Source organism: Paenibacillus sp. HJGM_3 (assembly GCF_045062745.1).
Lineage (GTDB): Bacteria > Bacillota > Bacilli > Paenibacillales > NBRC-103111 > Paenibacillus_AA.
The window spans coordinates 1-12959 of sequence record NZ_JBJGED010000036.1 but is presented as its reverse complement, the minus strand read 5'-3'; the positions used below and the strand labels follow the sequence as shown (position 1 = coordinate 12959).

At 56.5% G+C, this 12959-nt stretch carries 11 protein-coding genes and 2 tRNA genes; 11 read left to right on the top strand and 2 right to left on the bottom strand.

Annotation, left to right across the window (positions count from 1 at the left end; translation table 11 throughout):
* Nucleotides 1-101: 101 nt before the first annotated feature.
* From ACI5FR_RS29135 to ACI5FR_RS29115, 5 genes are all read left to right on the top strand, one after another.
* Entirely contained in the window at nucleotides 102-1772 is a 1671-nt protein-coding gene (locus ACI5FR_RS29135) for an outer membrane lipoprotein-sorting protein (RefSeq protein ID WP_405461044.1), read from the top strand.
* 200 nt (nucleotides 1773-1972) lie between these two features.
* Nucleotides 1973-3139, top strand: a complete 1167-nt coding sequence (gene alr / locus ACI5FR_RS29130) for an alanine racemase (RefSeq protein WP_405461043.1) — start codon at nucleotides 1973-1975, stop codon at nucleotides 3137-3139.
* Between the two features lie 540 nt (nucleotides 3140-3679).
* Entirely contained in the window at nucleotides 3680-3961 is a 282-nt protein-coding gene (locus tag ACI5FR_RS29125; RefSeq protein ID WP_405461042.1) for a CopG family ribbon-helix-helix protein, read from the top strand.
* Between the two features lie 3 nt (nucleotides 3962-3964).
* A complete protein-coding gene (locus ACI5FR_RS29120) occupies nucleotides 3965-4315 on the top strand; it encodes a type II toxin-antitoxin system PemK/MazF family toxin (protein ID WP_127579914.1) in 351 nt (116 codons plus the stop codon).
* A 116-nt stretch (nucleotides 4316-4431) separates the two neighbouring features.
* The gene (locus ACI5FR_RS29115) at nucleotides 4432-6666 is read left to right on the top strand and encodes a Tex family protein (protein ID WP_405461040.1); all 2235 of its coding nucleotides are present in this window, start codon (nucleotides 4432-4434) and stop codon (nucleotides 6664-6666) included.
* 98 nt (nucleotides 6667-6764) lie between these two features.
* On the opposite strand, the gene cmpA is transcribed toward ACI5FR_RS29115, so the two are convergent.
* Nucleotides 6765-6914, bottom strand: coding sequence for a cortex morphogenetic protein CmpA (gene cmpA / locus ACI5FR_RS29110; protein ID WP_405461038.1), 150 nt, complete (start codon nucleotides 6912-6914; stop codon nucleotides 6765-6767).
* A 104-nt stretch (nucleotides 6915-7018) separates the two neighbouring features.
* Entirely contained in the window at nucleotides 7019-7381 is a 363-nt protein-coding gene (locus ACI5FR_RS29105) for a hydrolase/acyltransferase (protein WP_405461036.1), read from the bottom strand.
* A gap of 126 nt (nucleotides 7382-7507) precedes the next feature.
* On the opposite strand from ACI5FR_RS29105, the gene ACI5FR_RS29100 reads away from it, so the two are divergent.
* From ACI5FR_RS29100 to ACI5FR_RS29075, 6 genes are all read left to right on the top strand, one after another.
* Nucleotides 7508-7975: a SprT family protein gene (locus ACI5FR_RS29100; protein WP_405461034.1), complete on the top strand. Its 468-nt coding sequence runs from the start codon at nucleotides 7508-7510 to the stop codon at nucleotides 7973-7975.
* Between the two features lie 169 nt (nucleotides 7976-8144).
* Nucleotides 8145-11183, top strand: a complete 3039-nt coding sequence (locus tag ACI5FR_RS29095) for a DNA polymerase III subunit alpha (protein WP_405461032.1) — start codon at nucleotides 8145-8147, stop codon at nucleotides 11181-11183.
* Between the two features lie 3 nt (nucleotides 11184-11186).
* Nucleotides 11187-11972 (top strand): DUF72 domain-containing protein, encoded by a 786-nt coding sequence (locus tag ACI5FR_RS29090; protein WP_405461030.1) that lies wholly within the window; start codon nucleotides 11187-11189, stop codon nucleotides 11970-11972.
* Nucleotides 11969-12553, top strand: a complete 585-nt coding sequence (locus tag ACI5FR_RS29085; protein WP_405461029.1) for a uracil-DNA glycosylase — start codon at nucleotides 11969-11971, stop codon at nucleotides 12551-12553. The genes ACI5FR_RS29090 and ACI5FR_RS29085 overlap by 4 nt, the downstream gene beginning before the upstream one ends.
* Before the next feature lie 34 nt (nucleotides 12554-12587).
* A tRNA-Asn gene (locus ACI5FR_RS29080) sits at nucleotides 12588-12663 on the top strand.
* A gap of 3 nt (nucleotides 12664-12666) precedes the next feature.
* Nucleotides 12667-12752 (top strand) — tRNA-Ser (locus ACI5FR_RS29075).
* Nucleotides 12753-12959 lie beyond the last annotated feature (207 nt).

Below are 12959 nucleotides of genomic sequence, written 5' to 3'. Positions count from 1 at the left end.
TAATGACAAGATTCTCTGGTGAAACTAGTCCGCATAATCGAACAACCCCCCTCATAGACATTGTACAAGTAGTTCATTACGTGTGAAGAGGGGATGATGCAATGCGTCGGATCACATGGATATTGGCCATCGTGATGGGCATAGCACTGGTTGCAGCCGGTTGTGGAACAAGGAACGCAGGGCAAGTGGTAAACGATTTGGATCATGTGGTCAGCAAACTGGACAGTTATCAGGGATCGGGGCAGATGATTCTGCAGACCGGGCAACAGCCGCAGAAGTATGATGTGGAAGTTTGGTACCAGGCGCCGCATTTCTACCGCATCTCCCTGACGAATGAGTCTAAGGATGTAACGCAAATCGTGCTACGCAACGATGAAGGGGTGTTCGTGCTCACCCCGCATCTGAATAAGATGTTCCGGTTCCAAAGCGATTGGCCGGAAAACTCCGGTCAGGTGTATCTGTACCAATCGCTCGTTCAGAGCATTGTGACGGACACGGAGCGGCAGTTTAACACCGAGAAGGATGCGTATGTCTTCGACGTCGCTGCGAACTACCAGAACGGCCTTCTCGCCCGCCAGAAGATCTGGCTGAACAAGAAGACGCTGGCCCCTCAGCATGTGGAAGTGTCGGACGAGCGCAATAATGTGATGGTGGTTGTGGACTTTACGCAGTTCGAGTTTGGCAAAAAGTTTGAGAAGGATTCCTTTGATATGCAGCGCAATATGACGAGCTGGAACCTGAAGTCGATGCCGACGACGGCGACGGGCGGGACCAGCACGAACACGAAGGCGGGATCGCCGGAGGCAGGGACGGCTACCGGTACGGCAGCCGGGAGTACCGCGACCGGAACCGGCGGCACGGCTGGGGCGGCCGGGTCGAGCAAAGCGACGACGGGTACGACAAGCGGGACGCAAGGTACTAGCGCCACGACCGGAACCGGCACAACCGGCGACGGTAAGGCGGGAGCAAGCACAGGGACAGCTGCAACCGGCGACGGTAAGGCGGGAGCGAGCACAGGGACGGCTGCAGACGGCGCCGGAAAGGCAGGAGCAGGAACTGGTACAGGTACAGGTACGGCCGCGAATGCCGGAGCAACTGGCAACGGCACGACCAGCGGCACCGCCAATAGTACTGCGGCGAACGGCTCGAGCACAGCAGCGACGGGCAGCACGAGTGCAGCAGGTGCGAACGGAGCCACGAAATCCGGAACGGCAGCCGGCACTACGGGCACTGGCAGCGCCAATGGCGCAGCCACAAGCGGCGCAGCAGCCGGCGCCGGTGCGAAAGCCGGTACAACTACCGACGCCTCCAAGTCTGGCACAACAACAGACGCCTCCAAATCAAGCCCAACATCGTCGACGTCCACCGGAGCTGCAACCGGCACCGGAGCGGCCGCAACGGCGCAAAACAATCATGAAGCGTTGCAACAAGTACTGGGCTTGGTCGAGCCAGAGTATACGCCGAAGAACGTCGTGAAGCAAGAAGTGAAGCAGATTAAAGTCGGCGACGAGCAGGCTATCCTGTTCCGCTACACCGGCAAGTACAACTACACGCTGACGGAGATGCAGCCTCGTGCGGTGACGGTGACGTTCTTGCCGGGCGACATCCTCGACCTGGGCTACACCTTGGGCGTGGTGACGGGCGACAAGAACGGCTTGCGGACGCTGACTTGGACGTATGACGGCATGGAGTACCGGCTGTCCACCAGCGACCTCCCACAAACCGAAATGATCCAAATCGCCCAGTCCGTACAAGGGCAAGTCGGCAAATAACCGTACGGTAATCGCACGTAATCTTACAAAAGCATAGCTTCATCCTATAAAAGGAAATCCCGGAAAAGGCCTCGCGCCGCGCTCTCTGGGATTTCCTTTTCGTTTACGAATTGGAACCATTCCCATTTGACAGCCGGAACGGGTAGCGTTTAACATGGTTTTATGTGTCTCTAGTGGATTTAGGTGAGAAGGTGAGTCAGATGGACACGTTTTATCGCCCGACTTGGGTGGAGGTGTCTCTCGATGCAGTGCATCACAATGTAAGCTGCTTTCGCCAGTGGCTGCCTCCCGAGATGGCGATGATGGCGGTGGTGAAAGCGGATGCCTACGGGCATGGAGCGGTGGAGGTTCTGCGGGAAGCGGTGGAGGCCGGAGCGACATACGCTGGAGTGGCTTTCCTCGATGAAGCGATCGAGCTGCGCCAGACCGGAGTCCGACTCCCAATCCTGGTGCTGGGCTATACGCCGCCTGAGGCAATCCCGGCTGCCCTGGAACACGACGTTACGCTAACGGTATTCAGCCAAGAGGTGCTGCGAGCGGCAGCACAGCATGCGAATCCCGAGCACAAGCTGAAGGTCCACGTGAAACTGGACACCGGCATGGGAAGGCTCGGGCTGACCGACACAGATGAAGCGATTGCATTTTTGGAACAGGCCCTGGGGATGCCAGAGGTAGAAGTGGAAGGCGTGTACACGCATTTCGCCAGCTCCGACGAGCGGGACAAAGCGTACACCGGAATGCAGCACAACCGATTCGACAAAGTGATAGCCCATTTCGCACAGCAAGGCGTGACCTTTCCCTATGTGCACACGGGGAACAGCGCGGCGGCGATCGATTGTCCCGAGCTTTCCTATAATATGGTGCGCCTCGGCATCAGCATGTATGGGCTATACCCTTCGGAAGAGGTGCACATGGAGCGGCTGGATCTGCAACCGGTGATGAGCCTGTATACGAAGCCGGTGATGGTCAAGACGGTGCCGCCAGGAACGGGCATCAGCTATGGAGTAACCTATCGGACGAAGGATGAGGAGACGATTGCAACACTGCCGGTCGGGTATGCGGACGGGTATAGCCGGATGCTGTCCGGACGGGTGGAAGCGCTGGTGCAAGGGAAGCGGGTGCCCGTCGTCGGGCGCATCTGTATGGACCAGTGCATGATCAACGCGACCGCCTTGGACCAAGTGACTTTGGACGATGAAGTGGTGCTCATGGGGCGTCAAGGGGCGGAATGCATCTCCGCGGAAAATCTCGCAACATTGCTCGGAACGGTGAACTATGAGATCACCTGCATGATTTCGCACAGGGTGCCACGGGTGTATATCAAAAACGGACAGCGAGTGAAGGTGTCGAATCCGCTCTTGAGATAGTGGAAGCGTCGGCACAGAGTTCCGCGGGTGTACATCAAGAATGGACAGCGGGTGAAGGTGTCGAATCCGCTCTTGAGGTAGTGGAAGCGTCGGCACAGCGTACCGCGGGTGTACATGAAGAACGGGCAGCGGGTCAAAGTGTCGAATCCGCTCTTGAGATAGTGGAAGCGTCGGCACAGGTTGCCGCGTGTGTACATCAAGAACGGGCAGCGAGTCAAAGTGTCGAATCCACTCTTGAGGTAGCGGATGCGTCGGCACAGGGTGCCGCGGGTGTATATCAAAAAACGGACAGCGAGTGAAGGTGTCCAATCCGCTCTTAAGGTAGCGGAAAATCGCCCGAACTACCAGTAGTTCCCACGAGTGGAAAAGAAGGATTTTGCCGTTTTTTATCGAATTTGTTTTTTATGAGCTGGAGTCTCGCCTGAGGGCCGGTATAGCATAATTGCTACATCGGCGGCATATATTTGGATTGTATAAAATGGTTTGGTTAACGACATAATGGTAATATGGGTTTGGGAATGTTTTGGGGGTGCGTAATCGGTGGCCAATGTGCATAACACCAAACGGATCATGATTAGTTTGCCGGATCATTTATTGCAAGAGGTGGACGGGATTGTGGAGAAGGAAAACTCCAACCGCAGCGAGTTCATCCGTCAAGCAATGAAGCTGTACCTCTTGGAGCGGAAGAAGCGTCAATTGCGGGAAATGATGCAGCGCGGGTACATGGAAATGGCAAAAATCAATCTTCACATGGCAGCGGAGGCATTTCAGGCGGAGGAAGACGCGGATAGTACCCTCGATCGCTTAGTAAGCGGGGTGTAGAGCTTGATTGTAAAACGTGGCGATGTGTTTTTTGCAGATTTGTCTCCCGTAGTCGGATCGGAGCAGGGCGGCGTAAGGCCGGTCCTCGTGATCCAGAACGATATCGGCAACCGCTTCAGCCCGACGGTGATCGTGGCGGCCATCACGGCCCAGATCCAGAAGGCGAAGCTGCCGACGCATGTCGAGATTGATGCCGAGACGCATGGATTTGATCGCGATTCCGTTATTCTGATGGAGCAGATTCGGACAATTGACAAACAGAGGCTCACGGACAAGATTACGCATTTGGACGACGAGACGATGCGCAAGGTGGACGATTCCTTGCAGATCAGCGTAGGACTGATTGAATTTTAATGGGTACCAGGTACGAAAACGGCAAGGACGAGGGTGTGAGAGCTCCCTCGTTTTTTTGGTTTTCCGGTCGCCGCACCCGCGATTATACGATTCCAATGGTAGAGGATGGTAGAGAGATGGCCCGAGAGCAAGCCGTAGAAGAAGCAGCAAACGACAAATACAAGCCGACGCCCGAACAGCAAAAACAGACGCAGGAACGCATCCTGAAGCAAATCTCGGCCGAACTGCAGCTGCCGGCGACCAAGGTCAAAGTGACGATGGAGCTGCTGGACGACGGCAACACGATTCCGTTCATCGCGCGGTACCGCAAGGAGATGACGGGCGAGCTTGATGAAGTGCAGCTGCGCTCGATCGAAGAGCGGCTGCAATACTTGCGCAACCTGGAGGATCGCAAGCTGGAGGTACTCCGCCTCATCGACGAGCAGGGCAAGCTGTCGGACGAGCTGCGCACGGCCATCGAACGGTCGGTGAAGCTGCAGGAGGTCGAGGATCTGTACAGGCCTTACCGGCAAAAGCGCAAGACCCGGGCCAGCGTGGCCAAAGAGCGGGGGCTGGAGCCGCTGGCCCTATGGATCCTGACGCAGCCTAGGCAGGGCTCTGTCGAGCGGGAGGCGGCCAAATACATAGACCCGGACAAGCAGGTCAACACGGCGGAGGAGGCGCTCCAAGGCGCCATGGACATCATCGCCGAGACGATCGCCGACGACGCCAAAATTCGCGCCTGGGTGCGCGGGTACACGCGCGACCAGGGCAGCCTCGTGACGGAGGCGAAGGATGCGAAGCAGGAGTCCGTCTACGAGATGTACTACAACTACCGGGAGCCGATCCGCAAGCTGCCGCCACACCGGACGCTCGCCATCAACCGCGGGGAGCGGGAGGACGTGCTGAAGGTGACCGTGGACGTCCCGGTGGAGAAGATCCACGACTACATGGCGCGACAGTTAATCCGCGGGGAGTCGATCGTCAAGGAGATGCTGTGGCTTACGATCGAAGACTCGTATAAGCGGCTCATCGCACCCTCAATCGAGCGGGAGCTCCGGGGCGAGCTGACGGACAAAGGCGAGGAGCAGGCGATAACGATCTTCGCCGAGAACTTGCGGAACCTGCTGCTGCAGCCGCCCATCAAGGGCAAGGTCGTGCTCGGCGTCGATCCGGCTTACCGGACTGGCTGCAAGCTCGCGCTCGTGGATGAGACGGGCAAAACGCTCGAGATTGCCGTCGTCTACCCGACGCCGCCGAACAATCGAGTCGCCGAAGCGGAGAGCAAGATCAAGGCGATGATCGAGAAGTTCGGCGTCGAATTGATCGTGATCGGCAACGGGACGGCCTCGAGAGAAACGGAACAGTTCATCGCCGATCTGATCAAGAAGCTGCGAGGCACGCGGCAGCTGCAGTACATGATCGTGAGCGAAGCCGGCGCGAGCGTGTATTCCGCCTCCAAGCTGGCGCAGGAGGAATTCCCGGAGCTGGACGTCGCGGAACGCAGCGCCATCTCGATCGCGCGGCGGCTGCAGGACCCGCTCGCCGAGCTGGTGAAGATCGAGCCGAAGGCGATCGGCGTCGGGCAGTACCAGCACGACGTCGCCCAGAAACGGCTCGAGGAGAGCCTGAAGGTCGTAGTAGAGTCCGCCGTTAACCACGTCGGCGTCGACCTGAATACGGCCTCTCCATCGCTCCTGGCGTACGTCTCGGGCATCAACGGGACGATCGCCAAGAACATCGTGAAGTATCGCGAGGAGAACGGCAAATTCACGAACCGGAAGCAGCTGCAGAAGGTGCCGCGGCTCGGAGCGAAAACGTACGAGCAGTGCATCGGCTTCATGCGCATCAGCGACGGGGACAATCCGCTCGACAATACGCCGATTCACCCGGAATCGTACGACGCCGTAGAGAAGCTGTTCAAGCAGCAGAAGCTGGCGAAGACAGCTATCGGCAGCTCCGAGCTGAAGAGCCGGCTGCAGCAGGTCGTGCCGGAGCAGCTGGCCGAGCAGCTCGATGTCGGGGTGCCGACGCTCCGCGACATCCTCGAGAGCCTGCAGCGGCCTGGCCGCGACCCTCGGGAGGAGCTGCCTCCGCCGATCTTCCGCACGGACGTGCTGCAGCTCGAAGACCTCCAGCCCGGCATGCAGCTGCAAGGCACCGTGCGCAATGTCATCGATTTCGGCGCATTCGTCGATATCGGGATCAAGAACGACGGGCTCGTCCATATTTCCCAGCTGAGCGATCGCTTCGTGAAGCATCCGATGGACGTCGTGTCCGTCGGCGACACGGTGACCGTGTGGGTACTGGGCGTGGATGAGAAGAAAGGCCGTGTCAGCCTTACGATGAAAGCCCCGAAGCAGTCTTCCTAGACGGCAGCATATAGACCGAAACGAAACAGCCCGATTCGAATGGCAGGTAGATACCTCCATACGATCGGGCTGTTCGGCTTGCGGAAGTTGTAGGCAGTTCAAGGTCGGGAACTTATAGGAACGGACTCTTTCGAATCGGTTGTGGTTTTGGTGCGGTAGAAGTACCAGCAATCGTTCAGCAGACGAATTTGCCGGAGGTCTTTCTTCATGAAAGCCCGTTCCAACTGATGGCAAAGCCATTGCGGCATTGTCGCATCCCCTTTCCCCGGACCGAGTGCGGATCGGCCCTATGCGTCGTAGTCATTTACCCTATTAGCATATGGGAACAGGTGGGCTCTGGTGCAGGTCCGCTTCAGTCCAGCTGCGATTCTTCCTCTTCCTCGTACCATTGCTCGAGTTGGGCTTGGAGCGCCCGGATCTCGGTCAGGAGGGAAATCAAGGGGTACGACTTCTCCTCGATCGCGGCGAACGATTGCTCCAGCTCGTTCATATAGGTCAGTCCTTGCAGGATGCGGCATTGGCCGGCTACGACTTCGACCTGCTCGCATTCCGCGAGAATATGGCCGAGCTCCGGCACGTTGCCTGCGGTCAGCTTGTCCAGCTCCTTGTGCAGCCTCCGGTTCAGCGCGGTCAATTGGTATACGTGCGAGGCGGGCATTTCCACGAAATCCACCTGAGTGTTCAGCTGCAGCAAAGCATATTTCATTTTCGACATGCGGGTCGTTAGCTCCTCTCCAGAATAGCGGCGTCTCGTCAATCTACTTGACAGTGTAGCTAATGTGGGGTACAAATTCAAGAGAGCCGCGACGAGACGCGGAAAAACCTTGGGGAGGGGAGCACGATGGACGATCAACAGCTGCAGGCCTGGGTGGAGCGTATCTCGCTGGAGTCGTTCCGGGTTCCCTTTCGCCACAAGGCCACCTTCAATCGCAGGCTTCGTGCCACGGGCGGGCGGTATTTCATGAAGTCCCACAATATCGACATCAGCTGGCAGCAATACGAGACGTTCGGGCCGGCCGAGGTGGAGAAAATCATCAAGCACGAGCTGTGCCACTACCACCTGCATCTGCAGCGCAAAGGGTACAAGCATAGCGATCCGGAGTTCAAACAGCTGCTCAAGGAAGTCGGAGGCACCCGATTCTGCAAGGCGCTCGCCCCGCGCAAACCGGCCGCTTACAAGTACAGGCTTGAGTGTAGGGCTTGTGGGACCCATTATTTACGGAAGAGGAAGATGGACCTCAGGAAATACGTTTGCGGCAAATGTCGGGGCAAGCTGAGTCTCGTCGAGTTACCTGGGGCGCGTGTATGAGCAAGTATAGATTGATGATTGGAGAAAGCACCTTTAGGTGGAGGCTCGAAGCCTGCCCGACGGCTGCTTTTTTGCTGTGCAGGTAAGGAAACAACATCCATTAGACAGCATGGCGCTTCTCTCGGTATGATAGAACAAATGTTCTTATCGGGTTAGAGGTGAGCTGAGAGTGAGCCATTCGGGAACGAATTTCGTGCATTTGCACGTTCATACGGAATACAGCTTGGCGGAAGCGACCTGTCGGCTGGAAAACTTGCTGCAAGCGGCCAAAGCGTGGAACATGAATTCGCTCGCGATCACGGATAAGGGAACGATCAGTGGGGCGATTCGATTTTGCGAGATGGCGGAACGGTATGGGATTCGCCCGATTGTTGGGTGTGAAATGACGGTTGAGGGAACAGGAGAAACCCTCCTTCTACTGGCCGTGACAAATCGGGGGTATGAACACATCGTCGAACGGTTGAACGGCGGTGCGTTCAAACCCCCTGATGCCCAAGGGGATCTGATAGCGCTAAGCGGAGGACGAAAAGGCCGAATTCATCGTTTGATCGCGAGCGGGGAGATGGAGCTGGCGGAACGGCAGGCGCTCTTATATGCGGACTGGTTCGGCAAAGACCATTTTTACCTTGAGGTCTATCATCACGGTTTCTCCGGCGATGGGGCGTTGCTCGAACGGACGGTTCGGCTCTCGGAGCGTACAGGGATTCCGATTGTGGCCACCCACGACGTACATTACCTCGTTCCCGAAGACGCTCCGCTTCTTCACGTGCTTGGGCAGGACAAGAATGCTCCGCCGCCGGCAGCAGGCCCATTCTATCTCCCTTCCCCGCAACAAATGAGGGACAAATTCCGCCATCTTCCCGAAGCTTTAGAGAATACCGTACGAATAGCCGAGCGTTGCCGGTTTAGACCGGAACGGGGAACCTATAGGCTTCCGAGGTTTTCTATGACGGAAGAGGAACGGGAAGGGGGCCTGAACTCGGATGAGAGGTTGCTTACTTTATGCCGAAAAGGGTTAATGACTCGATATGAGGACCCGAAGAACCGGACCATCTTGGATCGAATGAATAAGGAGCTGGAGCTCATCCGGAACCGCGGGCTTTCGGACTATTTTCTCATCGTCTGGGATATCGTTCAGGCCGCACGAAACTTAGGTATCCCCATTGGGCCGGGAAGAGGTTCGGCTGCAGGCAGTTTGGTCGCTTTTTTGCTCGGCATCACCGAGGTCGATCCGCTCATACACGGCCTTTCATTTGAACGCTTTTTGAGCCCGGACCGTCCGGATTTGCCGGATATCGACTTGGACGTCTGCCATAGGAGGCGGCAGGAGCTTCTTCAATATGTCAAAGACAAATACGGCTCCGACAGCTTTGCGCATATCGGCGTGCTGAACACGTATGGGACTCGGGGTGCGGTCCGGGAGGCTGGAATGTATCTGGGCATGCCGAAAAAACAAATCGACGTTATAGCCAAGCTGATGCCCGCTTTCTCGGGACAAGGTGCGATCCGTCACTGCTTGGAGAATCTTCCGGAATTGCAAAAGCCTTTGTTCCGCCAAGACCCGTTCCGCTCCATGTTCCAACTGGCCGAGAGGATTGAGGGACTCCCTCACACCCACTCCGCTCACCCCTCGGGGATTCTGCTCGGGGACGAACGGTTGTCCCGTACGATTCCTCTCCAGACAAGGGTGAACGGAGAACCGATGACGCCCTTCACGAAGGAAGATATCAAAGCGCTTGGCCTATTGAAAATCGACCTGCTCGGCTTGCGCAACCTGACGGTCATTCACGATACGCTAGCCGCGATTCGCTCGCGTGCCGGTCAACGGCTCGAAGTGAACCGGATTCCGCTTGACGACGCGGATACGTTCCACGCGATATGCAGCGGCAATACTCTGGGGTGCTTTCAACTCGAAAGCATGGGGATCCGCCATTTGATGCGCAGCATGCAGCCGCACAATGTCGGGGAACTGGCCGATCTGCTCGCCTTATACCGGCCCGGGGCGTGGGGAGAAGGGATCGTCGAGACGTATCTCCGCAGACGCCGCGGAGAAGAGACCTACCGGATTCCATGGCCGGAGCTGCAGCGTATCCTTGCGCCGACTTACGGCTTGATTTTGTACCAGGAGCAGGTCATGGCCATCGCACACGAAGCGGCAGGGTACTCCATGGGCGAAGCAGACTCCCTGCGGCGGGCATTGTCGGGCAAATCTGTCGAAGCATTGACGCATCACCAGGAGAAGTTCGTCCGGGGGGCTGCCGGAAAGGGCATTGTGGAGAAAGAAGCTTTGGCCCTGTTCGACTTGTTGGCTCGCTTCGCCGGATACAGCTTCAACAAAGCGCACAGCGTCTCCTATGCTTATTTGTCCTATTGGACGGTTTATTTGAAAACTCACTTTCCCAAAGAATACATGGCCTCCTTGGTAAGCGAAGGGGAAGGGTATTACGATAAATCGGTCTATCTGAGGGAAATCGCCAAAATGGGTCTCTCGCTGCTCGGACCGGATATTAATCGAAGCGGGTTTGGGTTCCGTGCCGAAGATAACGGAATCCGTGTGGGGATGGAAGGAATTCACGGTTCCGGTTTGGAATCGGTCAAAGCTCTGCTTAGCGCACGCAGCCAAGGCGGCGATTTCCATACGTTCACGGACTTCGTCAATCGGATGAAACCGTATAGGATTACTCGCCCCGTATTCGAGGCGTGGATCGCTTCCGGAGCCTGCGATCGCTTGTGGGGGAATCGCCGCCAGATGCTCGAAGCTTTGAGCGAAAAGCCTGAGGAGTCTCTGGATGCCCTGCTTCCATCAACGCTGCCTGATTTTACCGAACAGGAAAAAAGAAAGCTGGAAAAATCTCTGCTAGGCTTTTCGCTTCAACCCGCCCAATCAACCGCAAAATGGCAGAAGTTTATGCAAAGCTTCAACGTGATTCCGATCGAGTCCTTGTCCGGTTGCCGCGACTCTACACGGGTACGCGTATGCGGAACCATCATTCACAGCCGTCGGCTGCCGGCGAAAGGCGGAGGCTATGTGCTCTCGCTCGTCGTACAGGATCAGACGGATATGATCGAAGCGGTGATGTATCCTGACACCTACAAAGCCTTTTTATACGAGCTGAACCCACGGGGCATATTAATCGAAGGCATCGTTCGGACGCAAGAAGGGAAGATGCAAGTCGTGACCCACAAAATCAAGGCGCTTGGAGGATGAATCATGCTTCTGATCGGCACGGCCGGCTACAGCTATGAGGATTGGCGGGGTCCTTTTTACCCGGAGGATTTGGACAAAAAAGAGATGTTGGCGTTTTATGCCAAGCAATTTCCCTTTACGGAGGTAAACTCCTCTTTTTACGCGATGCCTAACCGGTTCATGCTGTACCACATGCGGGAGAAGACGCCGGAGCACTTTCAATTCGTGATGAAAGCATACCGCGGGATGACGCATAAGCGGGAGGACAACGAACAGCATTTTCATGATTTTAAAGAGGCGTTAAAGCCGCTGATCGAGGTGGGAAAGTTGGGCTGTGTATTGGCTCAGTTTCCGACCAGCTTCCGAAATCGGGACGAAAACCGGGATTATCTCAAAGAGTTCAAAGAGCTTATGGGGGACATTCCGGTCGTCGTCGAATTTCGCCACGAAGAGTGGATTGACGAACGGATATTCGATTTGCTGGAAGAGGAAGAGCTGGGGTACGTCTGTGTGGACGAGCCGCAGTTCAAGACGCTTGTTCCGCCTGTTGTCCGCGCGACGAGCCGAATCGGCTATGTCCGGTTCCACGGCCGGAATTATAAGAAGTGGTGGCAGCACAAAGAAGCGTACGAGCGCTACGATTATTTGTACTCCGACACCGAGCTTCAGGATTGGGTTCCGAATATCCGCAGGCTTGCCGAGAAAACGGAAAAGACGTTCGTCAGCATGAACAATCATTATCGAGCGCAGGCCGTCATTAACGGACGGATGCTGCGGGAAATGCTCGAGCAGGAGGTGGTGCCCACATGAGCGTGGGAACGATCGACCGGCCGGATTTACAATGGATCGAAGACTTGGCCACCTTGCGCGAAGTGTGTGAACGCGAATTCGTACCGGAAGCGGGTGAGCGGGTTGTATTCGGCGAAGGCCCCGAGCATGCCCGTCTGCTCCTGATCGGGGAAGCCCCGGGGGAACAGGAAGCGGAGTCGGGACATCCTTTTGTGGGCAACGCCGGGAGGCTGCTCAACAGGTATTTGGACAAAGCGGGAATTCTGAGGGAACTTGTTTATGTGACGAATGTGATTAAAGTCAGGCCCCCAGGAAACCGAACCCCGCGGAAATCGGAAGTCAACGTTGCGCTTCCCTACCTGCTGCGGCAAATTGAGCTCATCCGTCCGGCGTTCATCGTCTGTCTCGGAAGTATTGCCGTACAGGCGGTTATCGATCCCAAGGCCAAAATTACCGAGATCCGCGGGCAGTGGCAGGAGATCGACGGGATTCAGGTCATGCCTACTTATCACCCTTCCGCCGTTTTTCGCGATGAGACCAAAAAGGAGTGGCTGAAGCAAGACCTTGTCGCCGTTGGGAATAGGTGCCTTCCCCTTGACTAACGATCCGGGATCTGATACATTTGAACTTGTACTTTCCCTGATAGCTCAGTCGGTAGAGCACTCGACTGTTAATCGAGTTGTCACAGGTTCGAGTCCTGTTCGGGGAGCCATATGGAGAGGTACCCAAGAGGCCGAAGGGGGCGCTTTGCTAAAGCGTTAGGGTGTAACAGCCGCAAGGGTTCGAATCCCTTTCTCTCCGCTAAGAAGAAGGACCGCATAGGCGGTCCTTTTTCGTTGGCGTGAAAGGGATGCAGAACCCGTCGGAAGGGGACGCCGAAGCATAAGCATCGGAAGCAAAGGCATCGCAGCCTCGGAACGAAGTGAAGAGTATCCCTTTCTCTCCGCTAAGAAGAAGGACCGCATAGGCGGTCCTTTTTCGTTGGCGTGAAAGGGATGCAGAACCCGT

Excerpts from the sequence above, each read along its gene's own strand:
- ACI5FR_RS29135 (WP_405461044.1), top strand. The coding sequence starts at position 102 with ATGCGTCGGATCACATGGATATTGGCCATCGTGATGGGCATAGCACTG.
- alr (WP_405461043.1), top strand. The coding sequence starts at position 1,973 with ATGGACACGTTTTATCGCCCGACTTGGGTGGAGGTGTCTCTCGATGCA.
- ACI5FR_RS29115 (WP_405461040.1), top strand. The coding sequence starts at position 4,432 with ATGGCCCGAGAGCAAGCCGTAGAAGAAGCAGCAAACGACAAATACAAG.
- cmpA (WP_405461038.1), bottom strand. The coding sequence starts at position 6,914 with ATGCCGCAATGGCTTTGCCATCAGTTGGAACGGGCTTTCATGAAGAAA.
- ACI5FR_RS29105 (WP_405461036.1), bottom strand. The coding sequence starts at position 7,381 with ATGTCGAAAATGAAATATGCTTTGCTGCAGCTGAACACTCAGGTGGAT.
- ACI5FR_RS29100 (WP_405461034.1), top strand. The coding sequence starts at position 7,508 with ATGGACGATCAACAGCTGCAGGCCTGGGTGGAGCGTATCTCGCTGGAG.
- ACI5FR_RS29090 (WP_405461030.1), top strand. The coding sequence starts at position 11,187 with ATGCTTCTGATCGGCACGGCCGGCTACAGCTATGAGGATTGGCGGGGT.
- ACI5FR_RS29085 (WP_405461029.1), top strand. The coding sequence starts at position 11,969 with ATGAGCGTGGGAACGATCGACCGGCCGGATTTACAATGGATCGAAGAC.